At 71.8% G+C, this 25,853-nt stretch carries 26 protein-coding genes; 6 read left to right on the top strand and 20 right to left on the bottom strand.

The genetic code is table 11. The annotated features are described in order from the left end of the window. Positions 1-28 precede the first annotated feature (28 nt). On the bottom strand, positions 29-949 hold the full coding sequence (locus J4573_RS30875; protein WP_208259418.1) for a LysR family transcriptional regulator: 921 nt from the start codon (positions 947-949) through the stop codon (positions 29-31). Between the two features lie 100 nt (positions 950-1,049). Here J4573_RS30875 and J4573_RS30880 point away from each other — a divergent pair, with 100 nt between their 5' ends. Together J4573_RS30880 and J4573_RS30885 are read left to right on the top strand one after the other, a co-directional pair. Then, positions 1,050-2,228 (top strand): MFS transporter, encoded by a 1,179-nt coding sequence (locus J4573_RS30880; protein ID WP_208259419.1) that lies wholly within the window; start codon positions 1,050-1,052, stop codon positions 2,226-2,228. Positions 2,229-2,301: 73 nt separating this feature from the next. Further along, positions 2,302-3,039 (top strand): hypothetical protein, encoded by a 738-nt coding sequence (locus J4573_RS30885; protein ID WP_208259420.1) that lies wholly within the window; start codon positions 2,302-2,304, stop codon positions 3,037-3,039. 112 nt (positions 3,040-3,151) lie between these two features. On the opposite strand, the gene J4573_RS30890 is transcribed toward J4573_RS30885, so the two are convergent. From J4573_RS30890 to J4573_RS30915, 6 genes are all read right to left on the bottom strand, one after another. Continuing rightward, complete coding sequence (locus J4573_RS30890) at positions 3,152-3,934, bottom strand: type III pantothenate kinase (RefSeq protein WP_208259421.1); 783 nt, start codon at positions 3,932-3,934, stop codon at positions 3,152-3,154. Positions 3,935-3,948: 14 nt separating this feature from the next. Then, a complete protein-coding gene (gene nadC / locus J4573_RS56755) occupies positions 3,949-4,806 on the bottom strand; it encodes a carboxylating nicotinate-nucleotide diphosphorylase (RefSeq protein ID WP_208259422.1) in 858 nt (285 codons plus the stop codon). Further along, positions 4,803-6,428, bottom strand: coding sequence for an L-aspartate oxidase (locus J4573_RS30900; RefSeq protein ID WP_208259423.1), 1,626 nt, complete (start codon positions 6,426-6,428; stop codon positions 4,803-4,805). The genes nadC and J4573_RS30900 overlap by 4 nt, the downstream gene beginning before the upstream one ends. 144 nt (positions 6,429-6,572) lie before the next feature. After that, positions 6,573-6,995, bottom strand: a complete 423-nt coding sequence (gene panD / locus J4573_RS30905; protein WP_208259424.1) for an aspartate 1-decarboxylase — start codon at positions 6,993-6,995, stop codon at positions 6,573-6,575. After that, positions 6,995-7,864 (bottom strand): pantoate--beta-alanine ligase, encoded by an 870-nt coding sequence (gene panC / locus J4573_RS30910; protein WP_208259425.1) that lies wholly within the window; start codon positions 7,862-7,864, stop codon positions 6,995-6,997. Before panC ends, panD begins: the two co-directional genes overlap by 1 nt. 11 nt (positions 7,865-7,875) lie before the next feature. Then, positions 7,876-8,784: a Rossmann-like and DUF2520 domain-containing protein gene (locus J4573_RS30915; protein WP_208259426.1), complete on the bottom strand. Its 909-nt coding sequence runs from the start codon at positions 8,782-8,784 to the stop codon at positions 7,876-7,878. A 273-nt stretch (positions 8,785-9,057) separates the two neighbouring features. On the opposite strand from J4573_RS30915, the gene J4573_RS30920 reads away from it, so the two are divergent. Continuing rightward, positions 9,058-9,318: a hypothetical protein gene (locus tag J4573_RS30920; protein WP_208259427.1), complete on the top strand. Its 261-nt coding sequence runs from the start codon at positions 9,058-9,060 to the stop codon at positions 9,316-9,318. Positions 9,319-9,578: 260 nt separating this feature from the next. Here J4573_RS30920 and J4573_RS30925 read toward each other — a convergent pair whose 3' ends face one another. The 5 genes from J4573_RS30925 to J4573_RS30945 all read right to left on the bottom strand — a co-directional run bounded on the left by J4573_RS30925 (position 9,579) and on the right by J4573_RS30945 (position 15,618). Further along, positions 9,579-12,071: an ABC transporter permease gene (locus tag J4573_RS30925; protein ID WP_208259428.1), complete on the bottom strand. Its 2,493-nt coding sequence runs from the start codon at positions 12,069-12,071 to the stop codon at positions 9,579-9,581. A gap of 1 nt (position 12,072) precedes the next feature. Beyond that, positions 12,073-12,840 (bottom strand): ABC transporter ATP-binding protein, encoded by a 768-nt coding sequence (locus J4573_RS30930; RefSeq protein WP_208259429.1) that lies wholly within the window; start codon positions 12,838-12,840, stop codon positions 12,073-12,075. Positions 12,841-13,258: 418 nt separating this feature from the next. Continuing rightward, complete coding sequence (locus tag J4573_RS30935) at positions 13,259-13,504, bottom strand: chaplin family protein (protein ID WP_208259430.1); 246 nt, start codon at positions 13,502-13,504, stop codon at positions 13,259-13,261. A gap of 181 nt (positions 13,505-13,685) precedes the next feature. Then, a complete protein-coding gene (locus J4573_RS30940; RefSeq protein WP_208259564.1) occupies positions 13,686-14,339 on the bottom strand; it encodes a response regulator transcription factor in 654 nt (217 codons plus the stop codon). Positions 14,340-14,439: 100 nt separating this feature from the next. Next, positions 14,440-15,618, bottom strand: a complete 1,179-nt coding sequence (locus tag J4573_RS30945; protein WP_208259431.1) for a sensor histidine kinase — start codon at positions 15,616-15,618, stop codon at positions 14,440-14,442. 99 nt (positions 15,619-15,717) lie between these two features. Here J4573_RS30945 and J4573_RS30950 point away from each other — a divergent pair, with 99 nt between their 5' ends. Further along, entirely contained in the window at positions 15,718-16,716 is a 999-nt protein-coding gene (locus J4573_RS30950) for an SAM-dependent methyltransferase (protein ID WP_307797030.1), read from the top strand. A 7-nt stretch (positions 16,717-16,723) separates the two neighbouring features. On the opposite strand, the gene J4573_RS30955 is transcribed toward J4573_RS30950, so the two are convergent. From J4573_RS30955 to J4573_RS30965, 3 genes are all read right to left on the bottom strand, one after another. After that, complete coding sequence (locus J4573_RS30955) at positions 16,724-17,923, bottom strand: cytochrome P450 (RefSeq protein ID WP_307797032.1); 1,200 nt, start codon at positions 17,921-17,923, stop codon at positions 16,724-16,726. 165 nt (positions 17,924-18,088) lie between these two features. Continuing rightward, complete coding sequence (locus J4573_RS30960; RefSeq protein ID WP_243773821.1) at positions 18,089-19,387, bottom strand: PH domain-containing protein; 1,299 nt, start codon at positions 19,385-19,387, stop codon at positions 18,089-18,091. Between the two features lie 365 nt (positions 19,388-19,752). Continuing rightward, entirely contained in the window at positions 19,753-20,409 is a 657-nt protein-coding gene (locus J4573_RS30965; protein WP_243773822.1) for a PH domain-containing protein, read from the bottom strand. Between the two features lie 54 nt (positions 20,410-20,463). Between J4573_RS30965 and J4573_RS30970 the strand changes: the two genes are divergently transcribed. Together J4573_RS30970 and J4573_RS30975 are read left to right on the top strand one after the other, a co-directional pair. Continuing rightward, positions 20,464-21,621 (top strand): NADH-quinone oxidoreductase subunit D, encoded by a 1,158-nt coding sequence (locus J4573_RS30970; protein WP_208259433.1) that lies wholly within the window; start codon positions 20,464-20,466, stop codon positions 21,619-21,621. A 225-nt stretch (positions 21,622-21,846) separates the two neighbouring features. Beyond that, entirely contained in the window at positions 21,847-22,911 is a 1,065-nt protein-coding gene (locus J4573_RS30975) for a hypothetical protein (RefSeq protein WP_208259434.1), read from the top strand. A gap of 107 nt (positions 22,912-23,018) precedes the next feature. Here J4573_RS30975 and J4573_RS30980 read toward each other — a convergent pair whose 3' ends face one another. The 5 genes from J4573_RS30980 to folP are packed head-to-tail and all read right to left on the bottom strand — an operon-like array spanning position 23,019 to position 25,834. Then, positions 23,019-23,495 carry a DUF3180 domain-containing protein gene (locus J4573_RS30980; RefSeq protein WP_208259435.1) on the bottom strand — a complete coding sequence of 159 codons (477 nt, stop codon included), beginning with the start codon at positions 23,493-23,495 and terminating at the stop codon, positions 23,019-23,021. Continuing rightward, positions 23,492-24,085, bottom strand: coding sequence for a 2-amino-4-hydroxy-6-hydroxymethyldihydropteridine diphosphokinase (folK, locus tag J4573_RS30985; protein ID WP_208259436.1), 594 nt, complete (start codon positions 24,083-24,085; stop codon positions 23,492-23,494). The genes J4573_RS30980 and folK overlap by 4 nt, the downstream gene beginning before the upstream one ends. Next, a complete protein-coding gene (folB, locus tag J4573_RS30990; RefSeq protein WP_208259437.1) occupies positions 24,082-24,456 on the bottom strand; it encodes a dihydroneopterin aldolase in 375 nt (124 codons plus the stop codon). Before folB ends, folK begins: the two co-directional genes overlap by 4 nt. After that, entirely contained in the window at positions 24,453-24,881 is a 429-nt protein-coding gene (locus tag J4573_RS30995; protein ID WP_307797033.1) for a nuclear transport factor 2 family protein, read from the bottom strand. Before J4573_RS30995 ends, folB begins: the two co-directional genes overlap by 4 nt. After that, positions 24,878-25,834: a dihydropteroate synthase gene (gene folP, locus J4573_RS31000; RefSeq protein ID WP_243773823.1), complete on the bottom strand. Its 957-nt coding sequence runs from the start codon at positions 25,832-25,834 to the stop codon at positions 24,878-24,880. The genes J4573_RS30995 and folP overlap by 4 nt, the downstream gene beginning before the upstream one ends. Positions 25,835-25,853: the final 19 nt, after the last annotated feature.

Below are 25,853 nucleotides of genomic sequence, written 5' to 3' on the forward strand. Positions count from 1 at the left end.
GGCGGATCAGGGGATCAGCGTCGGCGGATCAGGCGGCGGGGAGGACCGGGGGCGGGACCAGGACGGGGCCGAGGTCGCGGGCCAGGGAGCGGGCGACGTTGCGGAACGTCTGGATCGCGGGGCGCAGGTCGTCGCGGCGGCTGACCAGGACGCTGTCGTCCCAGGGCGCGTCGACGACCGGGAGGTACTTCACGCCCGGCCAGGGGTGGAAGCGCATGAACGAGTAGAGCGCCGAGCCGACACCGCGGCCCGCCGCCGCGCTGGTCAGGCATTCCTGCGGGTTGCGGGTGGTGTCCGGGCCGCGCCGCGGCCACTCGCCGCCCCGCGCGTCCATGAAGTACAGGTAGTTGGTGAACGCCTGGGGCGTGCAGACCGGGACGTTGAGGTACGGGAGGTCGAGCACGTCGGCCAGCGTGACGTGGTCGGCGGCGGCCAGCGGTGAACGGGCCGAGACGAGCACGATCCGGGGCTCGGTGGTCATGACGTCGGCCACGATCCGCTCGTCGCCGGGCTCGGGCCGTACGAACGCGACGTCGACCTTGCGCTCCAGCAGGGCGGACACGTGCTCGTCGTAGTTGAGGCCCTCGACCGAGACGCGGGTCTGCGGCCGGGCCCGGTAGAACGCCTGGAGGATGGCGGGGGTCAGCTCGGCCGAGCCATGGCCCATGATCCCGACCCGCAGGACCGAGTCGTCGCCGCCGAGGTCGGCCACCGCGTCGGTCGCCGCGTTCACCGCCTCGAGCGCGGCCCGCGCGTGCGGCACGAACCGTTCACCGGCGGCGGTCAGGCGCAGCGGCGAGCGCTCCAGGAGCTGGACGCCGAGCTCGCGTTCGAGCTGCCGCACGTGCCCGGTCACCGCGGGCGGCGACAGGAACAGCCGCGCGGCCGCGCGGGCGAACTGGCCCTCCTCCACGACGGCCAGGAACGAGGCCAGCTGACGTAGCTCCATGTCCTTCACGGTATCCGCCCGATATTCCGCCTTCACCCCGGGATTCACGATTCCTGAAGCGACCGCCGCGTCCGGACGTGCAGGGGCTAAACCGGTTGGCATGGTTACGGCCGTTCGCCCCGCAAGCACCCCCGCCCGCTCCCGCGTCGCCGACTGGCGCCCCGTCGCGCTGATCATGTTCGGCGTCGGCTGGGGCGCCAACCAGTTCGGTTCCCTGCTCGGGCTCTACACGCACCGCCTCCACCTGGGCGAAGGCAGCGTTCAGGCCATGTTCGGGATCTACGCGCTCGGGCTCGTCCCGGGCCTCGCGCTCGGCGGCCCGGCCTCGGACCGCTACGGCAGGCGGCGCCTCGCGCTCCCCTTCGCCGCCTGTTCGGCACTGGTCACGATGGTCCTGATGGCGGGCGCCGCCGAGCCCGCGCTGCTGTACGCAGGCCGGTTCCTGGCGGGCATCGTCACGGGCGCCGTCCTGGCCGCCGGAACGGCCTGGGTCAAGGAGCTCTCGCCCGCCGCCGGGACACGCCTCACGGCCCTGGCCGTGTCGGCCGGCTTCGGGGCGGGCCCGCTCACCGCCGCTCTGGTCGCCCAGTGGAGCCCCGATCCGCTGGTCACCGCGTACCTCCCCCACCTGGTGATCATGGCGATCGCGGTCCCGCTCGCCTTCCGCGTCATCGAGACCCGCCCCGCCGCGGCGAACGCGGGCGGCGGCCGGAGAGGGTTCCGGCTGGCCGGGGTGCGGCGGCCCGGGTTCCGGCGGTGGGTGCTGCCGGTGGCGACGTGGGTGTTCGCGGCGCCGGTCTGCGCGTTCACGCTGCTTCCGGCGCAGGTGCCGGTCCATCACCTGCCCACCGCGTACGCGGGCCTCATGACCGCGCTGACGCTGGCCGCCGGAATGGCGGCCCAGCCGGTGGCGCGGCGGCTGGAGACCCGGCACCCGCGGCTGCTCGCCCGCGTGGGGATGGCCGGCACCGGCGCCGGACTCCTCCTGGCCGCGCTGATGGTCCAGCTGGGACAGCCGGTCCTGAACGCGGCCGTGGCGATCCTGCTCGGCGCCTCGTACGGCCTCCTGCTCACCTACAGCCTCGGCGAGGTGGCGCGGATGGCCGAGCCGGGCGAGCTGGCGGGCCTCACCGCGATGGCGTACGCGCTGGTGTACGCCGGGATGTTCGCCCCGGTGATCATGACCGAGCTGGGCAGGCTCGTGAGCATCCCGATCCTGCTCACCGCCGCCGCCGGTCTGGCCCTGGCGTCGCTGGCGCTGGTCAGCAGGAGCGATTGAGGGACTTAGGGCCCGAAGCTCTCGGGACCTCCGCCCGAAGCCGCAGAGCTTCCCCTGGGACACGCTGGGTGACATGGGACTCACGGGGAAGGACGCCACCGCCACGCTGGTCACGGCGGTGAGCGCGGGCCTGTACGCGGCGTACGCGCGGGGAACGGACCTGCCGCTGATCGATGGGGCGCGCGGCACGGCCGCCGTGCTTCTCATCGTCGGCGTGTTCGGGGGCTGCGCGATGGGGCGGACGGCCGGGCAGGACGAACGGATGCCCGGCTACACCGCCGTCATGTGCCTGCTCGGCGTCACCTCTTTGGTGGCCGCCGTGGCGGGGCTGTTCACCGGGAACGGGACGGCCGTCGGCGCCCTGTTCGCCACGATCGCCGTGATGTGGCTGCTCGCCACGGTCCGGCACGCCTTCCTGCCCCGCCCAGCACTGGTCGTCGGCAACGCACCCGTCCACCGCGACGTGCCGCCGGACCTCCTGGTCGCCGGACGCGGCACAGGCATGGACACGGACGGCGACACCGGCGCGGACACCCTCCCCGGCATCGGCCGCCCCATCCCCGACCTCGGCACGGCAGAGCTCAGCATCGCCGGCCTCGGCACGGCAGGCTTCAGCGCGGCGACCGCGACCAACTCGGCGAACGCGGGCGGCGCAGCGGAACTCGACGCCGCCGGCCTCGACGCGACGGCGTTCAAGCACCGGGTGGAGGTGTCGGACCTGCGCGGCTACGGAACGAGCAAGCGCCGCGTTCCCGCCACCCGCACTCGACGGAACGACCAGAACGGCCGGAACGGGCTCCCGCCCTGGTGACCGGCGCGCCGCGCGGTCGAGACGGCAATCCCCCCCGCCGTCCTGGCGCCCTCCGGCCTCCGCGCGGCGCCGCCTCACCGGCGGCACAGGCCGTTCAGGCGCAGCTCCCTGGTCAGGGGGTGTTGCGCTCGTAGATGAGGCGGAGGCCGACGAGGGTGAGCCAGGGCTCGAACTCGTCGATCGAACGGGCCTCGTCCAGGACCAGCGGGGCGAGGCCGCCGGTGGCGATCACGGTGACCTCTTCGGGGTCCTCGGTCAGTTCCTCGGTCATGCGCTCGACGATGCCGTCGACCTGGCCCGCGAAGCCGAAGATGATGCCGGACTGAAGGGCCTCGACGGTGTTCTTGGCGATCACGTTCCGGGGCCGCTGCAGCTCGATCTTGTGGAGCTGGGCGCCGCGTGAGGAGAGCGCGTCGATGGAGATCTCGATGCCGGGGGCGATCGCGCCGCCGACGTACTCACCCTTGCTCGACACCGCGTCGAACGTGGTGGCGGTGCCGAAGTCGACCACGATCGCGGGGCCGCCGTGCAGGTGCACGGCGGCCAGCGCGTTGACGATGCGGTCGGCCCCGACCTCCTTGGGGTTGTCCATCCGGACGGGCACCCCGGTCTTCACCCCGGGCTCGACGATCACCGCGGGAACGTCGCCGTAGTAGCGGCGGCACATCTCGCGCATCTCGTGCAGAACGGACGGGACGGTCGAGCACAGTGCGATGCCGCTGATGTCGGTGTCGGCCAGCAACGGGCTCTGCTGGACGAGCCCCTGCAGGACCACCGCGATCTCGTCGGCGGTACGCCGCGGATCGGTGTTGATCCTCCAGTGCTCGATCACCTCCTCGCCCTCGAACAGGCCGAGGACGGTGTTGGTGTTACCGACGTCGATCGTGAGCAGCATTCGGTCCCCGCTGGTCAGGAGAAGTCAAGGCCGATGTCCAAAACGCGCGCCGAGTGCGTCAGCGCACCTACTGAAAGGTAGTCGACGCCGGTCACGGCGACGTCTCGGGCCCTGGCCAAAGCGAGACCGCCGCTGGCCTCAAGCTCGGCGCGGCCCGCGACAAGCCTTACGGCATCGGCCATCTCGGCGTCCGACATGTTGTCCAGCAAGATCGACTCGGCGCCGACCGCGAGCGCCTCCTCGACCTGGGCCAGGGTGTCGCACTCCACCTGAACGTGCAGCGCCGGATACACCCGCCGGATCGCCTCGTAGGCTTTGGTGACCGACCCGGCAGCGGCCACGTGGTTGTCCTTAATCAGGGCCGAGTCATGAAGGCCCATGCGGTGGTTGACCCCGCCGCCGGACCGTACGGCGTACTTCTGCAGGGCCCGCAGGCCGGGCAGCGTCTTGCGGCTGTCGCGGACCTTGGCGTTGGTGCCCTCCATGGCGTCCATCCACTGGCGGGTCGCGGTCGCGATGCCCGACAGGTGGGTCATGAAGTTGAGCGCGATCCGCTCGGCGCGCAGCACGGCCCGCGTCGGCCCGTTCACCGTGATCAGCACCTGGCCGGCCGTGACCCGGTCGCCGTCGGCGGCCTTGGCGGCGTAAGCGATGCCGAGCTCCTCGAAGACGACCTCGGCCACCGGGATGCCCGCGACCACGCCGTCCTCACGCGCGGTGAAGTCCCCGCTCGCCACGTCGTCCGGTGCGAAGATCGGCGTGCTGGTCACGTCGACCTCGCCGTCCTCGGCCAGTGCGACCCGGACCAGGTTTTCCACAGCCTGTGGATCGAGTCCGGCGGCGGTCAGCCGCTCCTGCAGTTCCGGCGTCATGCCAGCTCCTCGTAGGTGGTGGTGTACGTACCGTCGGCCATGCGGCCGACCAGGTGACCGCGCCAGCGGGCGTCGTCCCGTTCCGGGAAGTCCTCCCGCCAGTGGCTCCCCCGCGTCTCCTCGCGCCGCCGCGCCGCCGCCACGATCGCACTGGCGACCGTGTGGAGATTGGTGACCTCCCAAGCCTCCACCCCCGGCGCCACGCTCACACTGCCAAGGGCGCTCAGGGCCTGGTCGGCGGCGGCCAGACCCTCGGCCGAGCGCAGGACGCTGACCTGGCTGGTCATGATGTGCTGGATCTCCGTACGCAGGGCGGGGTCCAGGAGCCCGCCGACGGGCGTGGCCTGCGGCACGACGGCACTGGACGGCCCGGCCACGGCCAGATCGCCGGGGATGGCCTCGGCGATGCGACCGGCGAAGACCAGGCCCTCCAGCAGGGAGTTGGAGGCGAGCCGGTTGGCGCCGTGCACTCCCGTGCAGGCGACCTCGCCGCACGCGTACAGGCCGGGGACGCTCGTACGGCCGTACAGGTCGGTGCGGACGCCGCCGCTCGCGTAGTGGGCGGCCGGAACGATCGGGATCGGCTCGGTGACCGGGTCGATGCCGTGGTGGCGGCAGGCGGCCATGATGGTCGGGAAGCGGCGTTCCCACGTCCGTTCGCCCAAGTGGCGGCCGTCCAGGAACATGCAGGACTCGCCGGTCTCCAGCATCCGGTTCATGATGCCCTTGGCGACCACGTCGCGCGGGGCAAGCTCGGCCAGCTCGTGCCGGCCGACCATGAACCGCTCGCCGTCGTGGTCGATCACGTAGGCGCCCTCGCCGCGTACCGCCTCGGAGATCAGCGGCTGCTGCCCGCGCGCGCCGTCGCCCAGCCACAGCACGGTCGGGTGGAACTGGACGAACTCCAGGTCGGCGACCTCCGCACCGGCGCGCAGCGCGAGCGCTACGCCGTCGCCGGTCGAGACGCCGGGATTGGTGGTGGCCGAGAAGACCTGGCCGAGGCCGCCGGTGGCCAGGACGACCACGCGGGCCCGTACGGCGCCGACGCCGCCGGGCTGGCCCTCGCCCATGACGTGCAGCGTGACGCCCGCGGCGCGCCCGTTCTCGTCCTTCAGCAGGTCGATGACCAGGGCGTGCTCGATGACCTGGACGTCGGCGTCCTTGAGCGCGGCCAGCAGCGCCCGGCTGATCTCGGCCCCGGAGGCGTCGCCGCCGGCGTGCGCGATGCGGAGCCGGTGGTGGCCGCCCTCGCGGGTCAGGTCCAGCTCGCCATCGGCCGTACGGTCGAACTCGGTGCCCAGCGCGATCAGCCGCCGTACGGCGTCCGGCCCCTCGGTGACCAGCGTGCGGACCGCGTCCTCGGAGCAGATGCCGACCCCGGCGACGAGCGTGTCGGCCAGGTGCTCGTCCGGGGAGTCGTCGGGGGCGAGGGCCGCGGCGATGCCGCCCTGGGCCCAGCGGGTGGAGCCCTCGTCGAGAAGCGCCTTGGTGACGAGCAGCACCCGGCCGTGGTCGCGGCAGCGGAGCGCCGTCACGAGGCCCGCGATGCCGGATCCGATCACGACGATGTCGGTGTCACGGGTCCAGCCGGGCTCGGGGGCGGCCAGCAGTTGAGGGGTCATGTGCCCTCCTCCAGGGGTTTGTTCTCGTCATTGTGACACTAACCCCTGGATCCCTCTGCGACCGGGATCACCCCAAGACAAGAAACCGCAGGCCAACGGCCCGAAAACGGGACGAGAACCTGCGGTTTCCTGGCGCGATCAGGGTCAGTGCACGGGCACGGAGAAGGCGCTTCGGAGCTGGTCGCTGCCGGGGACGGGCTCGCCCGGGTCGCCGCCCAGCGAGATGATCTTGTTGTCGCGGTCCACGTGCACCACGCGGGGCTCGAACGCGCGGGCGTCGGCGTCGCTCATCTGCGCGTAGCTGATGATGATCACCAGGTCGCCGGGCGACACCAGCCGGGCCGCGGCGCCGTTGATGCCGATCACGCCGGAGCCGCGCTCGCCCGCGATCAGATAGGTCTCCAGGCGGGAGCCGTTGTCGATGTCGACGACGTGCACCTGCTCGCCCGGCAGCAGGTCGGCGGCGTCCATCAGGTCCTGGTCGATCGTCAGCGAGCCCACGTAGTGCAGGTCGGCCTGCGTCACCGTGGCGCGGTGGATCTTCGACTTGAACATCGTCCGGAACATCAGGACTCCTTGGGGGTGCCGGCGAAGTGCACTGGAACGTTGTCGATGAGGTGGGTGGTGCCGACCCGGCCCGCCACGGCCAGGACGGCGTCGCCGGTGTGTCCGGCCTCGACCTCGGTGAAGGTCGAGGGGTCGACCAGCACGAGGTAGTCGAGCTTCAGCGGCGGATCGGCGCCCACCGCCTTGTCGAGCACGGCCTTGGCCGCCGCGACCACCGCCGCGGGACCGCCGGGCGCCGCGTCCTCCCCCGCCTGCAGCGCCTGCGAGAGCGACAGCGCGGTCCGCCGTTCGGCCTCCGACAGGTAGCGGTTGCGGCTGGACAGGGCCAGCCCGCCGAGCTCCCGTACGGTCGGCCCGCCCACGATCCGCACCGGCACCTCGAGGTCGGCGACCATCCGGCGGATCATGGCCAGCTGCTGGGCGTCCTTCTCGCCGAAGATCGCGACGTCCGGGCGCACCACGTTCAACAACTTCATGACGACCGTGAGCATTCCGTCGAAGTGCCCGGGCCGGGTGATCCCCTCCACCACGCGCCCCATGGGCCCGGAGTCGATCGTCACCACGGGCGGCGTGGGATACATCACGTCCTGGGTGGGGGCGAAGACGATGTCCACGCCCTCGGCCGCGCACGCCTCGATGTCGGCGGCGAACGTACGGGGATAACGGTCCAGGTCCTCGCCCGGCCCGAACTGCAGCGGGTTGACGAAGATGCTGACCGCGACCACGTCGGCCACCTGATGTGCCTTGCGGATCAGCGACCGGTGCCCCTCGTGCAGCGCGCCCATCGTCGGTACGAGCGCCAGCGTGCCCGTCACCCCGGAACGTACCGAGGCCAGCTCCTCACGGGTCTTCGCGATGACCGGAGTCACGGTGCCCTCCCTCAGTCGGCCAGGACTTCGAGGAGCCGCTCGGCGTCCTCGGGCTTCAGCATTCCGGCGTCGAGCGCGCGGTCGGCGGTGAGGCGTGCCAGCGCCACGTACGCGCGCAGACCGGCGGGCGAGACGCGGCCGAGCTCGGCGACGTGGTCGGCGACCGTGCCCGAGTCGCCGCGGGCGACCGGGCCGGTGAGGCCGCCGATGCCGAGCCGCAGCGCGTTGTCGAGCGCGGCGCCGAGCAGCGGGCCGAGCATCCGGCCGGGCTCGGCGACGCCGGCCTCGCGGAGCAGGTCCATCGACTCCACGACCAGCGTGACCAGGTGGTTCGCACCGCCCGCCAGCGCCGCGTGGTAGAGCGGGCGGGCCTCCTCGGTGATCCAGGCGGGCTCGCCGCCCATCTCCAGGACCAGTGCCTCAGCGACCGGGCGGAGCGGGTCGGGGGCGGTGACGCCGAACGAGATGCCGCTGAGGCGGCTGACGTCGTCCTCGCGTCCGGTGAACGTCATGACCGGGTGCAGCGCCAGCGGCAGCGCGCCGGCCCGGGTGACCGGGTCGAGCACGGCGGTGCCGTAGCGGCCACTCGTGTGGGCGAACAGCTTGCCGGCCACCGCGACGTCGGTGGCGACCAGGCCCGCGGCCAGCTCGGGCAGCGCGTCGTCGGGAACGGTCAGCAGGATCAGGTCGGCCGCGGCGACGACCTCCTGCGGGGTGCCGATGGCCGCGCCGGGCAGCCGTTCACCGGCCCGCCGCCGGGACTCCTCCGACACCGCGGACGCCGCCACGAGCCGGTGACCGGCGCGTGCGAGCGCGGCCCCGAGCGCGGTGCCGACGCGGCCCGCGCCGACGACGCCGACCGAGAGCCGGGCCGGCCGATCCTCGGGCGTGCCGGAGGCGGGCGTGACCGATGAGTCCATGTTCTTCGTTCCAGTCCTCGGGTGGGTACCGGACGTGCGCGGTCCAGCGTACCTGCGGCCCCGGAGAGGCACAGCACCCACGCACGCCCTGCCGTCACGGTGACTGCTTGACTACTGAACGTGATACCAGAACCGACCGGGTGGTCACACTTGGACCGCGACAGAGGTCCAATCCTTGCTGACGATCTCGAATGCGAGGTAACTCTGAGTTGTGACGGCCGTCACGCAAGGTGAAGAAAGGGCGCTCCGCCCGACGACGAGATGGAGCACACCGTGATCAAGACAGCCCTCAAGACCGGTGCGGTCACCGCGACCATCGCCGGAGCCACCTTCATGGCCGGACCGGCGATGGCCTCCCCCCACAACCACAACCACGGCAACGCGATCGGCAACACCGTGAACGTCACGATCGTCGGCGGCTACGGCGTCACCTGCGGCTCGGTGTCGGTGGCCGGTCAGGCCGGCACCAACTGCAACCACAACGGCGTCAAGAACCACTCCAACGCGAGCGACGCCGGCGGCAACTCCGGCTGACCACCGCAAGGAACGAGGCCACCACCAGGAACCAGGCCCATCGTAAGGAACGACTCCGCCCCACCGCTCATCCTCACAGCGGTGGGGCGGAGTCGTACCGATGGAGCTGACCGGCCGACTCAGCCCGCACGCGAGCGCGTTACCTGAGCCCGGCGCGAGCGGAGCGAGCGCCGGGCGAAGACGGCGAAGCCGTGTCGCGCTCGCACTCTTTTGCGGTTCGGGCCCCGAGCCGCAAGGCGAGGGGCCCGAGGCCGCGAAAGCTAGGCAGACAGGGACTCCACGATCGAGGTCTTGGCGGCGCGGCGGGCGGGCAGCACGGCGGCGAGCATGCCCGCGGCCCCGGCCAGCACCATGAAGCCCACGATCTGCAGGTAGGGCAGCGCGAAGACCGAACTCTTGGACATCGAGTTGGTGACGGCCCAGCCGAACACCACCCCGAGCGCGCAGCCGGTGAACGCGCCGATCACGGCCATGACCAGTGCCTCGACCGAGAGCATCCGGCGCAACTGGCGCTTGGTGATGCCGAGCGCGCGCAGCAGCGCCGACTCCCGGGTCCGTTCCACCACCGACAGCGTCAGGGTGTTGGCGATGCCGAACAGCGCGATGATGATCGCCAGGCCGAGCAGCCCGCCGAAGATCATCAGCACCATGTCCAGCGCCTTGGTGTACTCGGCCTTGATGTCGGCCGACGAGGTCAGCTTGACGGCCGGGTACGGCTTGGCCGCGGCCTCGATCGCCTTGCGCGCCTGGTCGCTCTGGCCGTCCTTGGCGTTCAGGTAGACCGACTCGGGGTCCTTGGCGCCGAAGTACCGCGTGAAGTCGGCCTCGGTCATCAGGAACGTCGGCAGCGGCATGTCACCGCTCACGGTCGCGACGAGCTTCAACGGGACCGAGCCGTGCGGCGTGGCGACCCGGACCGTCTGGCCGACGCGCATGCCGCGGCTCTTGGCCACGTTCTCATCGGCCGCCATCGTTCCGGGGCGCAGGTCCGCGATGGTGCCGCCCTTGAACTCGGGCTTCACCACGGTGCCGAGCGAGGACTGGGTGACCGATCCGACGTGGCTGTCGGAGTCGCCGACCCTGACCTCCTGCTCCTGCATGGTGGTGACGGCCGACAGCTGCGGCAGCTTGCGCAGGGCGCCGACGAGCGCGCCCGGCACCGGCTTCTGCTCGTCGCCGAGGTGGGTCTCCAGCTGGAAGTCGACCGGGAACTGCTTCTCCAGCTGCGCGGTCGAGGTGGCCTTGCCGCTGGCCGCGACCACGGCGAACAGGCTCATCAGCCCGACGCCGATGGTGAGCGCGATGGTCGTGGTGGCGGTGCGCCGCGGCGAGCGCCGCGCGTTCTCCACCGCGAGGCGCCCGGGCACGCCGCCGAGCCGCGCCGGGATCGCCCCGGCGAGGCCGCCGAGCGGCCGGACGAGCGCGGGCATCAGCGCGATCACCGCGAGGAAGATCAGACCACCGGCGAACGCGACCAGGAACATCGCGGTCTCGCCCTTCTCCATGCCCAGCGAGCCGTACGCCGCCGCCAGCAGCCCGAGGCCGCCCAGCAGGACCGTCAGCGTCGTCCGCATCCAGCCGAGCCTGAACCGGCCGCTGCCGGGCTCCATGTCCGAGCGCAGGGCCGCGATGGGCGCGACCCGCGTCGCCGCGCGTGCGGGCAGCAGGGCCGACACCACGGTCACCAGGACGCCCACCACCATGCCGATCACGGCGGTACGGGGCGCGAACGACAGCCCCTCGTTCGGCATGTCGGCGCCGAGCCAGTTGATCACCGCGAGCGCGCCGCCGCCGAGCGCGGCTCCGGCCGCCAGCCCGAACAGCGAGCCGACGATGCCGACGACCACGGACTCGACCAGCACGCCGTTGAAGATCTGCCGGCGGGTGGCGCCGACGCAGCGCAGCAGCGCCATCTCGCGCATCCGCTGGGCGATCAGGATGGAGAAGGTGTTGTAGATGACCAGCGCCGACACCAGCAGCGACACCAGCCCGAACAGCAGCAGCCCGGTCCGGATGATCTTCATGTCGGCGCCGGCCGACTTGGCCAGCCGGTCGCCGAGCTGCTTGCCGTTGACCACGTCGAACGTGCCGCCGACCACCTTGGAGATGTCGCCGAGGCCCCCGCCCGCGACGTCGATCTCCTCGTAGGTCTTCTGGCCGGTCATCTGGAGCGCGGTCGCCGGGTCGAAGCCGACCGCGCCGCGGTAGCCCGCGTCCTGGTCGATGCCGAAGTCGGCGATGCCGGAGAGCTTGAACGTGTGCGGCCGCACCTTCTGGTCGAAGACCGTCACGGTGTCGCCGACGTGAAAGCCCTGGCGCTTGGCGGTCTTCTCGTCCACCACCGCCTCGCCGGGACCGGCGGGCGCCTTGCCGGTGGTGATGTCGTAGCGCAGCAGCTTCCCGGACGGGACCGACAGGCCCGCGGTCGGCACGTCGCCGATGACCTTGCCGTCCTTGCCGACCAGGGCCGCGTCGCCGCGCACCATGCCCTGCGCGTCCGTCACACCCGGCACCTTGCGGATCTTGGCGAGCAGGTCGGCCGGGATCTGGCCCTCGGCCGCGCCCTGCTTGTGCACCACGGCCGCGTCGACCCTGTCGGCCGAACGGGCGAACCTGGTGTCGACGCCGTTCTGCATGGTGTCGGTCAGCACGAACGTGCCGGCGATGAAGCCGACCCCGAGCGTGATCGCGATCCCGGTGAGCAGGAGGCGCAGCTTGTGGGCCGCCAGGCCCGCGAGCGTCGTCTTCAGCACGTCAGCCCCCGAGGCTCTTCAGGACGTCCAGCACGGTGCCGGGCGTGGGCTGGTAGGTCTCGGTGACGATCTGGCCGTCGCGCAGGAACACCACGCGGTCGGCATAGGAGGCGGCGACCGGGTCGTGTGTGACCATCACGATCGTCTGGCCCATCTCGCGGACCGACGAGCGCAGGAAGCTCAGCACCTCGGCGCTCGACCGCGAGTCCAGGTTGCCGGTCGGCTCGTCGGCGAAGATGACCTGCGGCCGGCAGACCAGCGCGCGGGCGCACGCCACCCGCTGCTGCTGGCCGCCCGACAGCTCGTTCGGCCGGTGCGAGAGCCGGTCGCGGAGCCCGACGACGTCCACGACCTGGTCGAACCACTGCCGGTCGGGCTTGCGGCCCGCCAGCTCCAGCGGCAGCAGGATGTTCTGCTCGGCGTTCAGCGTCGGCAGCAGGTTGAACGCCTGGAAGATGAACCCGACCCGGTCGCGGCGCAGCAGCGTGAGCTGCTTGTCGCCGAGCTGCGTGATCTCGGCGTCGCCGAGCTGGACCCGGCCGGCGCTCACGGTGTCCAGGCCCGCGAGGCAGTGCATGAGGGTGGACTTGCCCGACCCGGACGGGCCCATGATCGCGGTGAAGGCGCCGCGGGCGAACCCGACGCTCACCCCGCGCAGCGCGTGCACGGCGGCGTCGCCCGACCCGTACACCTTGGTCACCTCGGTGGCCACGACGGCCGGTACGGCTGTGGCGGTGCCCGCTGGGGGGCCTGCGTAGGTGCTGGTCACGGCGGTTCTCCTTCGTGGTGTGAACGTCGTGATCAACGCTAGGGATCGGCCCTCCCGCTGCCATCGACCATGCGGCCACGCTTGGCGTCAGCACATGAGCCGACCCGCCCGCCCCCGTACGACCTGAGACGTACGCTGTATTGCTTAGCTTTCGCGGCCTCGGGCCCCTCGCCTGGCGGCTCGGGGCCCGAACCGCAAAAGCGTGCGAGCGCGACATCGCTTCGCGATCTGGCGCCGGGCCCTCGCCTTCGGCGTTGGGCCCGGCGCCAGGTGACGCGCTCGCGGCGCGGGCTGAGCTGGTCCGGGAACGGCGAACGCCGGAGACCTGGCGTTGGTCTCCGGCGTTCTCGCGCTTGAGTGTTCCTGCTGTCTTACACCTCGTGCCGCCGCGCCTCAGGGGCGCGGCTCGGCGCGGGTCCTAGCTGTGGTGGCCGTGGCCGCCTACGGACGCGCCGCCCTTGCAGCCGGCGCCGGCGATGCCGAGCACGGCCACGGCGTTGCCGCAGACGCTGATCGGGATGGAGATCGGGGCGACGACCTGGTTGCCGCTGAGGACACCGCCGGCGCCGCTGGTGTGAATGTCGGCGTTCGCGGGGGCGGCGGCGAGCACCGAGCCGGTGACGGCGAAGGCGAGAACGCCGGTGGCGGCGAGCTTCTTGAGCACGTGGATCCTCCCGTACGTGGGGGCCGTTGGGGGCCCGACCTGACTTCCAGGTGCCGCGGTCTCGCCCTTGAGACCACGTCACGTACAGTAGTTATCCAGTTACCGATGGGAAAGGCAAACACCAACCCAAGGTCGAAGGCAAAAAGTCACCTCGGAGTAATCACTTCGTGACGGAGAGTTGTCAGCTTTGACCGCTCTTGACCAGACCTGTCTCGTAGGCGAACACGACCGCCTGGACCCGGTCCCGGAGCTCCAGTTTCATCAGGATCCGGCCCATGTGGGTCTTCACGGTCGCCTCGGAGACGAAGAGCCGCTCGGCGATCTCGCCGTTCGACATGCCCCTGGCCACCAGGTGCAGGACCTCGGTCTCGCGCTCGGTCAGTGACTTCAGCGCCGCACCGCTCGCCTGCTGCTCCTTGTCGGGCAGGTGCAGCGCGAACCGGTCCAGCAGCCGCTTGGTCGTGCTGGGCGCGACCACCGCGTCGCCCGAGTGCACGGCCCGGATCGCCTCGATCAGCTGGGCCGGCCCGGCGTCCTTGAGAAGGAAGCCGCCCGCGCCCGCCTTGATCGCGGCGAAGGCGTACTCGTCGAGGTCGAACGTGGTGAGGATGACGACCTTGGGCACCTCGCCGCCCGCGGTGATCCGCCGGGTCGCCTCGATCCCGTCCATCCGCGGCATGCGCACGTCCATGAGGACCACGTCGGCGGTGGTCGCGCGCAGCTGCTCGAGCGCCTGCGCGCCGTCGGCGGCCTCGCCGACCACGTCGATGTCCTGCTGGGCGTCCAGCACCATCTTGAAGCCCGCCCGCACCAGCTCCTGGTCGTCGACCAGCATCACCCTGATCGGGCCGGCGTCGTCCTCGTCCGGGACCACCTGGCTCACGTTCCGCCCGCCTCGCTCACACTGCCCGCCTCGCTCACGCTGCCCGCCTCGCTCACGTTCTGACCTCCTCGCGCACGGGGACCCGCGCGATCACCTCGAAGCCGCCGCCGGCCCGCGGCCCGGTCCGCACCGTGCCGCCGTACATCTCGGCGCGTTCGCGCATGCCAGCCAGGCCGTGCCCGCGGCCGTCGTCATGGGCGGCGGCGCCGCGGCCGTCGTCCACGACGCTGATCTCGACCGCATCGTCACCGTAGTCCAGCCGGACCTTCGCGGTGACTGTGGGACCGCCGTGCTTGAGGGTATTGGTGAGCGCCTCCTGGACGATGCGGAAGACCGTCAGCTGGCGGCCCTCGGGCATCTCGGGCGGCCGCCCGTGGCTCTCGAACTCCAGCTGCAGCCCCGATCCGCGGCAGGCCTCGATCAGGTCGGCGAGCTGGCCGACGCCGGGCTGCGGCGCGTACTCCTGCTCGGTCTCGTCCTCGCGCAGCACGCCGAGCAGCCGCCGCATCTCGGTCAGCGCCTGCCGGCCGGTCGCCGAGATCGCCTCCAGTGCCTGCTTGGCGCGGGCGGTGTCGGTCTCGATGGCGTACGAGGCGCCGTCGGCCTGGACGACGATCACGCTGACGTTGTGCGCGACGACGTCGTGCAGCTCTCGGGCGATCCGGGCGCGCTCGGCGGCCATGGCGATCTGCACGTCCTGCTCGCGCTCGAGTTCGAGCCGTTCGGCCCGCTCCTCCAGCGAGGTCATGTAGGCGCGGCGGGTGCGCATGTAGAGCCCGAGGATCCACACGCCGACGACGACGATGGTCAGCGCGATGAACGTGCCGCGCCGCGCCTCCCAGCCGCCGTGCGTGTAGGTGCCGCTGATCACGATCAGGACGACGCCGAACTCGGCGACCAGGGCCGCGGCGACCCCCCATCTGCGCGGCTGGTAGGCGGCCACGGCGTAGAGCGCCATGAGGACCGCGATGTCGGCCGCCATGATGTCGACCTGGTTGAGCCACTGGGCGAACGCCACCAGGGCGATGAACGCGAAGACCGTCCGGGGAAAGGTCCGCCGGAGCACCAGCGGCGCGATCAGCACCAGGCTCAGCAGCAAGTAGACAGGGGTGCGGATGCTGTCGCCGCTGTTGAAGAACTCCGGCACGGACAGCAGCACCAGCGGCGCCGCGAAAAAGGCGTCGATGAGGGGCGTTTTGGCACGCCACCAGTCCCAGAGTCTGCCGAGCATAGAGCCAGCGTACGTTCGCCGTGGTCAGCGCAGTATCAACCGCAAGGCGGACTCGGCTACGACTCAAGTCGGGCGCCGGGCCGCGATAACGTCGAGGGTGTGGCGGCCTGGGTGACGTGGCGCACTGCGATGGAGCAGGCCCTGTACGGCGAGAACGGCTTCTACCGCAGGGAGAGTCCTGCCGAGCACTTCCGCACGTCCGTGCACGCCTCGGAGCGCTTCGCCGGCGCCCTGGCGCGGGTGCTGAGCGAGGTGGACGCGGCGCTCGGCCATCCGCCGCGCCTGGACCTGGTCGACATCGGCGCGGGCACCGGCCGGCTCCTGATCAACATCGTGCGGGCCGCCGAGCCGGGACTGGCCGCGCGGCTGGCCCCGGCCGCCGTGGAGATCGCCGCCCGGCCGCCGGAGATCCCCGAGGAGATCGAGTGGCGGTCCGTGCTGCCCACCGAGATCACCGGCCTGGTGATCGCGAACGAGTGGCTGGACAACGTACCGCTGGACGTGGTCGAGCAGACCCCCGCCGGGCCGCGCCTGCTGGAGGTCTGGGCCGCGACCGGCGCCGAACGGCCCGGGCCCGAGCCGTCCGCCGAGGACCTGGACTGGCTGCGGCAGTGGTGGCCGCTGCACGAGCCCGGCGACCGCGCCGAACTCGGCCATCCGCGCTGCGGCGCCTGGGCGTCGGTGATCGAACGGCTGCGCGGCGGCCTGGCCGTCGCCGTCGACTACTCCCACACCCTGGCGGCCCGTCCGGTGTACGGGACGCTCGCCGGTTACCGCGACGGCGCCCTCGTGCCCGCCGTACCGGACGGCTCGTGCGACGTGACCGCGCATGTCGCGCTGGACGCCTGCATGACCGCGGGTGAACGGGCCGGGGCGACGGCCACGCTCCTCACCACCCAGCGGACCGCCCTGCGCGGCCTGGGCCTGACGGGCTCCCGACCGCCGATCACGATGGCCCACCAGGACCCGCGCGGCTACGTCGCCGCCCTGTGCGCGGCGGGCGAGGACGCCGAGCTGACCGACCCGGCCGGGCTGGGCGGCTTCGGCTGGCTCGCCCAGTCCGTCGGCATCCCGATCCCGAAGATCCTCGCGGTCTGAGCCGCGGTTAGACCTCGACCTGCAGGGATTCCAGGCCGCGCAGCACGAATCCCGGCTTCCACTCGGGCTCGACGGCGAGCTTCAGGGCGGGCGCGGCACGCAGGATCGCACCGTACGACTCGTTCAGCTCGATGCGGGCCAGCGGCGCGCCGAGGCAGTAGTGGATGCCCAGGCCGAACGTGATGTGGGGGTTCGGGTCGCGGGCCAGGTCGAGGCGGTCGGGGTCGGCGAAGACGGCCGGGTCGCGGTTGGCGGAGGCGAACTGCAGCGCCACCTCGGCGCCGCGCGGGATGTCGACCCCGCCGATCCGGATGTCCTCCAGCACCCACCGCTCGAACATCGGCGCCGACGTGTCGTACCGCATCAGTTCCTCGACCGCCGTCGGGATCAGCCCGTGGTCGGCGCGCAGCCGGGCGAGCTCGCCGGGGTTGCGGAACAGCGACCACCAGCCGTTGGCGGTGGTGTTGACGGTCGCCTCGTGCCCCGCGTTCAGCAGCAGGACGCAGGTGCCGATCAGCTCGTCCTCGCTGAGCCGGTCGCCCTCGTCGACGACCTGCGCGAGCGCGCTGATCAGGTCGTCGCGCGGCTCGGCCCGCCGGGACCGTGCCAGCTCGCGCAGGTAGCCGGAGAACTCCACGGCCGCGCGGACGGCGATCCGCTGGTTCTCCTCGGACGGGTTCAGCTCGTACATCCCGCAGATGTCGGCCGACCAGGGCCGCAGCAGGTCCCGGTCGGAGGCGGGGACGCCGAGCATCTCGGCGATCACGTTCACCGGCAGCGGCTCGGCGATCTCGGCCACCAGGTCGCCGCCGCCCTTGGCGGCCAAGCCCGCGGCGAGCTCCTCGGCGAGCGCGCGGACCATCGGCCGCAGGCCCTCGACCATGCGGGCGGTGAACGCCTTGGACACCAGGCGCCGCAGCCGCGTGTGGGTGGGCGGTTCGACGTCGAGCATGCCCGCGCGGATCAGATCCCAGAACGGCTTCAGGAACTCGGCCTCGGGCTGCTGCCCGAACTCCTCGTGGCCTCCGACGTGCAGGTACGACCGGCCGAGGCGACGGTCGCGCAGCAGCGCGTCCACGTCCTCGTAGCGGGTGATCACCCACTGCCCGGTCGGCTCGTGGAAGAACACCGGCCGCTCGTTCCGCAGCCGCTCGAACGCCGGGTAGGGGTCGGCCACGAAGCCCGGCGACCAGGGGTCATAAGCCACATCGCTGAGCTTATTGCTTTTGGGGCCTTGCCTCCTCGCCTGGCGGCTCGGAGGCAAACCCCAAAAGGGCGGGCGCGACATCGCTTCGCGATCTGAGCGTGGAACTTCGCCTCCGGCTCGTTCCACGCTCAGGTAGCGCGCCCGCGCGCGGGCTGAGGTAGTTGCTCAGCGGGTGGCCCAGCGGCCGGGGTCGCCGCCTGCGCGGCGGGCGGCCTGGGCGCGGCGAGCGGTCGACTCGACGATGGCGCGCGCCTCACCGAGGTCGCGATCACCGGCAGCCACCTGGACGGGTCCGGGCGGGGCGTCGACGTGGACCGTGGCGAGGCCCAGCATGCGCTGGATCGGCGACGAGGTCAGCCGGACGCTCTGGGCTCGTGCGTGCGCGATCACGTCGGTGCGGCGGCAGCCCCAGCCGTGCCGGGAGACGAACACCGCGTCGTCGGTGCCCGCGCCGTCGGCCTTGTCGAACGAGACGCCCTTGGACGAGGCCGGGACCAGCGGCACCGCGTCCACGTTCGTGCCGGGGAAGACCTGGGAGATCAGGTGCAGCGCGACCGCACGCGGCGCGACCGGCAGCAGGATCGAGGAGAGCGCCTGGCGCTCGCCCGCGTAACCCGCGACCGTGACCTCCAGGCGCGCCCAGCCGTTCCCCCGCCAGATCATCGGTTCGACCAGGCTGATCGCCTGCACCCGGCCCGGTGGAACGGTCTGCATCCGGGTCTCCAGCAGGCCGTACCGCAGCCGGACGCCGTCGGGTGACAGCGCGACCGTGAAGTTGGCGTACATCACCAGCGGCGCCACGACCGCGCGGATCAGGCCGAGCAGCGCCGCGCTCGCGACCACGAGCATGCCGAGCTCGGCGTAGACGATCATGAAGACCAGCGAGCCGAGGAACAGCAGCCCGGTCCCGACCACCGGCAGCCGGAAGATCAGCGAGCCGAAGAGGGAGCCGAACGGGACCCGCCACAGCGGCCGTTCCGGCGCCTCGGGCGTGTGGCCGGGCAGCCCGGCGGCGCGCGCGAGCAGCTCGGCGCGCAGCTGCTGGGCGGCGTTCTTGCCCAGGTAGCGCAGCACGATCTCGCTCTTGTCGCCGCCGGCGAGCTCCACCCGCACCTCGGCGAGCGCGAACACCCGCGTCACGAGCGGGCGGACCAGGTCGATGGCCTGGATGCGCGACAGCGGGATGCGGCGCTTGCGCTTGCGCAGCAGGCCGGTCTCCACGACCAGGTCGTCGCCGTCGATCGTGAAGCGCAGCGCCAGCCAGCCCCACAGGCCCGCGCCGACCGCGACCGCCGCCACCGGGACGGTGATGATCAGGAAGCGCGCCAGCACCTCGGGAGTGAGCTGGATGGCCGCGCCGCTGTCGGTCCTGGTGAACAGCAGCGGGAAGCCCAGCAGGACGAAGTAGATGATCAGGATCGTGAACGCGCGGAGCGGCGCGGTGGCCCAGTGGAGCCGGTGCATCCCCTCCGAGAACCGCACGGGAGGGGGCGCGGGAGGTCCGTAGTGGCCCGGAGGCATGCCGTAGCCGGGCGGGCCGCCGTATGGGGGCCTGCCGTACGGAGGCTGGGGAGGGCCATAGGGCGGCCCCTGCGGCTGAGGGGGCTGTCCAGGAGGTTGCCCTGGCTGTCCTTGAGGGCCGTACGGGCCATAGGGGCCTGAGGGGCCCTGCGGGCCGTACGGAGGCCGAGGGCCATACCCGCCAGGGGGTCCGCCTGGCGGGCCCTGCGGAGGGCCTCCCGGCGGACCTTGAGGGGGGCCTTGCGGCGGGCCTTGGGGAGGACCGCCGTAGGGCGGGCCTTGTGGGCCTTGCGGGCCGTAGGGGCCGCTCACAGTCCCATGCTCCGTTCCTCGCCCTTCTGGGCGAGACGGTCGCGCAACTGCTGGGCCTGGGCGGCCGGAAGCCCGGGGATCACGGCGTCGGTCGCGGCGGCCGCAGTGTGCATCCGGACGGTCGCGATGCCCATCCACTGCTCCAGCAGGCCCGCGGTGACGTCCACGAACTGCATCCGCCCGTACGGCACGACGATCAGCCGCTTGACGAACACGCCGTTCATCACGATCAGGTCGTCGGCGCGTTCGGCGTACCCGAGGGCCCGATAACCGAGCTCGGCCACGATCCAGGCGAGCCCGACCGACAGCAGCACGGCGACGAGCCAGAGCACAGCGCCGATCGTTCCGCCGCTCTGGGCGACCAGGAACGCGCCGATCGCCGCGACCGGAATCGCCCAGAGCACCGCCACGAGCCGCCGGTGCCAGGTGAAACGCTTCGAGATCCCCGCCCACGGCAGGCCGCCACCGGGCTGGAACGCCTGGTCGGCGGGGTACTGCGGAGGAGCCTGAACGGGCACGCCGCCGGTCTGCCCGGGCGGCCCTTGGGGCATGGGCGGCTGCAGCTGCGGCGGTCCCGCCGGGGGCCGGCCCTGCTGGGGTTGCTGCCCCTGCTGCGCCTGTCCCGGAGGCGGATCCTCATGGGTGGGATTCATCGGCACTAGTCAACCCGAAATGGCCTCGTTACCGCGAGCCCTGCCCGTGGCACGATGGCAACCGTGACCACCGAGCGGATCGTCGGGATCGGTGCGGGCGCCAAGGAGCTCGCCACCGAGGACATGACCCTCAACATCGGGCCGCAACATCCGTCCACGCACGGGGTGCTGCGGCTGCGCCTCACCTTGGACGGCGAGCGCATCGCCTCGGCCGAGCCGATCGTCGGCTACATGCACCGGGGCGCCGAGAAGCTGTTCGAGGTGCGCGACTTCCGGCAGATCGTGGTGCTGGCCAACCGCCACGACTGGCTGTCGGCGTTCTCCAACGAGCTCGGCGTGGTGCTGGCGGTCGAGCGCATGCTCGGCATGGAGGTGCCCGAACGGGCGGTCTGGGCGCGCACGCTGCTCGCCGAGCTCAACCGGGTCCTGAACCACCTGATGTTCCTCGGCTCGTACCCGCTCGAGGTCGGCGCGATCACCCCGATCTTCTACGCGTTCCGCGAGCGCGAGCAGCTCCAGCGCGTCATGGAGGAGATCTCCGGCGGCCGCATGCACTACATGTTCAACCGCGTCGGCGGCCTCAAGGAGGACCTGCCCGCCGGCTGGACGACCCGCGCCCGCGACGCGATCTCCGTCGTCCGCTCCCGGATGAGCGACATCGACGACCTGATCATGGGCAACGAGATCTTCCGCGCCCGCACCCGCGACGTCGGCGTGATCACCCGCGAGCAGATCCTGCAGTACGGCGTGTCGGGTCCCATCGCCCGTTCCGCCGGGGTGGACTTCGACCTGCGCCGCGACGAGCCGTACCTGGCCTACGGCGACCTGGACGTCCGCGTGGTCACCCGTTCCGAAGGCGACTGCCTGGCGCGCTTCGAGTGCCTCCTCGACCAGGTGCACGCCTCGCTCGACCTGGCCGACGCCTGCCTGGACCGCCTCGCCGGCCTCCCGCCCGGCCCGATCAACCAGCGGCTGCCCAAGGTGCTCAAGGTCCCCGAGGGACACACCTACGCCTGGACCGAGAACCCCCTCGGCATCAACGGCTACTACCTGGTCTCCCGAGGCGAGAAGACGCCGTGGCGCTTGAAGCTGCGCTCCGCCTCGTACAACAACATCCAGGTGCTGTCGGAGCTGCTGCCCGGCAACCTGGTCGCCGACATGATCGCCATCCTCGGTTCGATGTTCTTCGTCGTGGGCGACATCGACAAGTGAAATGAACCACCGGGGCGCCCGCCGCGTCCGAATGGTCATGAATCAGCAGATGGAGTGGACGACCTGGGGGCAGTCTCCACAGCGTCCAGGTGGCCGCGGTGTGAAGATCGCCGTGATCGCGACCGTGCTGGTGGCCTTCGCGTTCGTGGCGGCAGTCGTGCTCGCCCTGTTCGCCGGCGACGCGAGCGCCGCCGGCGGGTGCGGCGGCGGCTGACCCCTCCCGTCATGACCGTTCAGGCAGAGACCCAGGCGGGTGCGCCGCTGCAGACCTTCAGGCTGCTGCGGCGCACCTGGCTGGTGGGAACGATCGTGCTGTCACTGGGCGCGTTCGCGGCGGCCATAGCCCTCGCTCCTCCCACGGGCGCAGGCGCAAGCGCAGGCACGGGTGCGGACGCGGCGGGTGCGGGCGCGGGCGCGGGCCGAGCGCTCGGGGCCCTGCTCTTTCTGGGCTCGTCCGTTCACGTGGCCGCGACCGCGTGGTTCTACACGCTTCCCGAGATCCGCGCGCACGCGTTGACCCACCGCGGCCGCTACATCGTCGCGCCGACCGCCCTGATCGTCGGCACGGCCGTGACCGCGGTCTTCGTTCCGTACGACCGCCTTCAATGGGCGCTCCTGGCCTACTTCGCCTGGCAGTTCTTCCACTTCCAGAAGCAGAACCTCGGCATGGCCGCCCTCGCCGGCGTGTCCCAAGGCAGCGGCTCGCTCGCCCGGCTGGAACGCCAGGCCATCGTGATCTCGGGCGTCGGCGGAATCGCCGGTCTGATCTGCCACCCCGACCTGCTCCAGCTGGGCGTGGACCCGCACCTGCGGGCGTTCTTCCCGTTCACCCTCGCGGTCTTCGCCGCCGGCGTCGCGCTCGGGCTCTACGCCCTGGTGCGCAGGCAACGCCGCCCGGCCGGATTCATGGTCGTCTACCTGACGTCGCTGCTCTTCTTCACGCCGGTCTTCGTCTTCACATCCCCGTACGCCGCCGTGGCCGGCCTCACCGTCGCGCACGGCTACCAGTACCTGCTGATCGTCGGCCTGGTGTCCGGTGCCCCGCGTCCGGGCCGTACGCCCGCCATCGGCCTCGCCGTCATGGCGGCGATCGCGATCGCGGGCGGAGTGGCGCTCAACTACGCGTCCCACCTGCACGGCGCGTCGTCGGCGCTGGAACGGGCTCTCTACGGCGCCTACCTGGGCGCGGTCATGGCCCACTTCGTGATCGACGCCGGGCTGTGGCGGATGCGCGACGAGTTCCCGCGCCGCTTCCTCAACGCCAGCGTCCCGTACCTGCTCCGCCCCTAGACGCCCCACACGCGCGGAAGGCGTTCCTCACGCGCGGAAGGCGTTCCTCACGCGCGGGAGGCGTTCCTTACGCGCGGGAGGCGTTCCTCACGCGCGGGAGGCGTTCCTCACGCGCGAGAGGCGCCGCGGTCCTGCTGGTTCTCCTCATCCGGATCCTTGGGGACCCGGCAGGCGAACTCCAGGAAGAACGCGGCGCCGACCAGCACGAGCGCGGCCAGGAACGTACCGCCGCTCACGAAGAAGTCGTGGCGCGGCGTCGGCTTGTCCAGCGCGTCGGCGAGGCTGGCGGCGAAGCCGGCGAAGACCCCGGCCAGCACGGCCGAGGCCAGCGCCGTCGCCTTGCCGAGCGCGGCCAGGCGGGCGACGACCAGCGGCTCGACCGGCCTGGTGCCCTTCTTGCGGCGGATCCGGCGCAGCGTGCTGAAGCCGGTGAACGCCTCGCCGAGGGCGAGGAGGAGCAGCGTCGGCACCGCCGTCCACGGCAGCGGCGGCAGCGACACGTAGGCGGTCCGCAGCACCGCCCAGGTGATCAGTCCGATGACGACCACCAGGGCGGTGAGGAACGTGAGGCGGGTCGGTTTCATGCAGGCGGCTGCAGGGTCAGGTCTTCGCGGCGGCGGACGGCCGAGGGGCCTCCCTCCGCCTGCTTGGCGTTCGCGAGGTCACCGACGCGGCCGTGGCCGGGCAGCAGCACGTCCGGCTCGATGTCGGCCCAGGGGACGAGCACGAACGCGCGCTCGTGCGCGCGCGGGTGCGGGAGCGTCAGGTCCGGGTCGTCCATGCTCACGTTGCCGAACACGACGATGTCGATGTCCAGCGTGCGCGGCCCCCAGCGGACCTCACGGACGCGCTGCATCGCGTTCTCGATGTTGAGGACGCGTTCGAGCAGGTTCTCCGGGGGCAGCCGGGTGTCGGCGACCAGCACGATGTTGAGGAAGTCGCCCTGCTCGGGGATGTCCTGCCCGGGCGGCGCGAAGGGGGGCGTCTCGTACACCGGCGACAGCGCGACGAACGACAGGCCGGGAGCGTCGAACAGCGCGTCGACGGCCTCCTGGATGTTGTCCAGCCGATCGCCGAGGTTGCTGCCGAGTGAGAAGACGACGCGGTGGTGGACCAGCATGTGGCCGCCGGTCGCGGTGCGGTCGGGACGGTGGATCGGGTCGGACGCTGTCATGGGCGACTCCTCCTGATCTTCACGGCCACGTCCGTGAAGGGGTGCGGCACAGGGGCGCTCGGCTTGTGGACGGTGACCTCGACCTGCGCCACCGTCTCCTGTTCCAGGCAGACCGCGGCCAGCCTGTCGGCCAGCGTCTCGATGAGGTTCACGGGGTCCCCTTCGACGACGGCGACCAGGCGGCCGGCGAGCGATCCGTAGTCGACGGTACGCGACAGATCATCGCCCGCCGCGGCCGGGCGGGTGTCGAGCCCCAGCGCCACGTCGACCACGAACTCCTGTCCCAGCTCACGCTCGGCGGGCAGGCATCCGTGCCGTCCCCGGGCGCGCAGCCCGCGGAGTTCGATCGTGTCGAGAGTGTCGGCGCTCATTCTTCCTCTGCGGTGTTCAGGATGGGCGAACCGTGGTGGAGCAGCAGCCGCCACTCCCCCTCGGTGTGGACGAAGACGTTGGTCGCCACGACTTCGCCGCCCGCGAGGAAACCGGCCTCGGTGTCCTCGTCGGCGGTCAGGATGTTCTCCGAGCAGGTCACCACGGCGTGGTCGCCGTTGATGTCCGCCTCGACCCCCGTCAGGACGAACTGGATGTAGCTGGTGTTCGCCATGATCAACGCCCAGGAGCGCAGTACCTCTTCCCGGCCGCGCAACCTCGGCCAGCCCGGGTGCACGCACGTCACGCGCTCGGCGTACTTCCCCTCCGCCCAGATCGCCGACATCCGGTCCAGGTCCCCGGCCTCGAACGCGGCGTAGTACTCGGCGTTTGCTTCGTCGAGGGCGGCCAGATCGGCTGGACTCACTGGTCGATGCTCCCGGGGTCGTCGGAACGGTCTAGGTCGGTATGCGCGCGGTCTTCGATAGGCGAGCGGTCGTCGGTGTGCGCGCGATAGGCGCGGTCGTCGGAGTGAGCGCGGATCGCCGCCGCCACCCGCACGGCGTCCGCGTTCGGCCGTACCCGGTGCACCCGCACGCACCAGGCGCCCGCGGCGGCGACCAGGGACGTGATGGCCACCGTCGCGTCGTCGCAGTCGATGAACGAGCGGGGGATCCCGTCGGTCCCCGCCAGCAGCTTGCCAAGGAAACGCTTGCGGGAGGCGCCCACCAGGACCGCGTATCCGGTGTCCAGGAACGCATCCAGATGTGCGATGAGACTCCAGTTGTGACCGGCCTCGGGGCTCTTGGCGAAGCCCAGGCCCGGATCGAGCACGATCATCGACGGGTCGACGCCCGCGGCCAGGATCGCGTCCACCCGTACGAGCAGCTCGTCGCGCACCTCGCGGACCACGTCCCGGTAGACGGCGCGGGTGTACATGTCGTGACTGTGCCCGCGCCAGTGCATGACCACGTACGGCACCCGGGCGGCCGCGACCACCCGCGCCATGTCGGGGTCGGCCACCCCGCCGCTCACGTCGTTGACCAGCCGCGCGCCCGCCGCCACGGCGGCCTCGGCCACCTCGGCGCGCATCGTGTCGACCGAGACCGGCACGCCCTCGGCGGCCAGCGCCTCGATCACCGGCACGACCCGGCGCAGCTCCTCCTCCTGGGAGACCCGCTGGGCGCCGGGACGGGTGGACTCGCCGCCCACGTCGACCACGTCCGCGCCCTCGGCCACCAGGTCGATCCCGTGCCGGATCGCCTTGTCCGGATCGAACCACGCTCCCCCGTCGGAGAACGAGTCCGGAGTCACGTTGACCACGCCCATGACGAGGCAGCGCCCCGGCGAGGGCAGCCCTGGAACTCCGGCTGTGGTCATGCAATCAAGCCTATGCCTT

Source organism: Actinomadura barringtoniae, from assembly GCF_017573505.1.
Lineage (GTDB): Bacteria > Actinomycetota > Actinomycetes > Streptosporangiales > Streptosporangiaceae > Spirillospora > Spirillospora barringtoniae.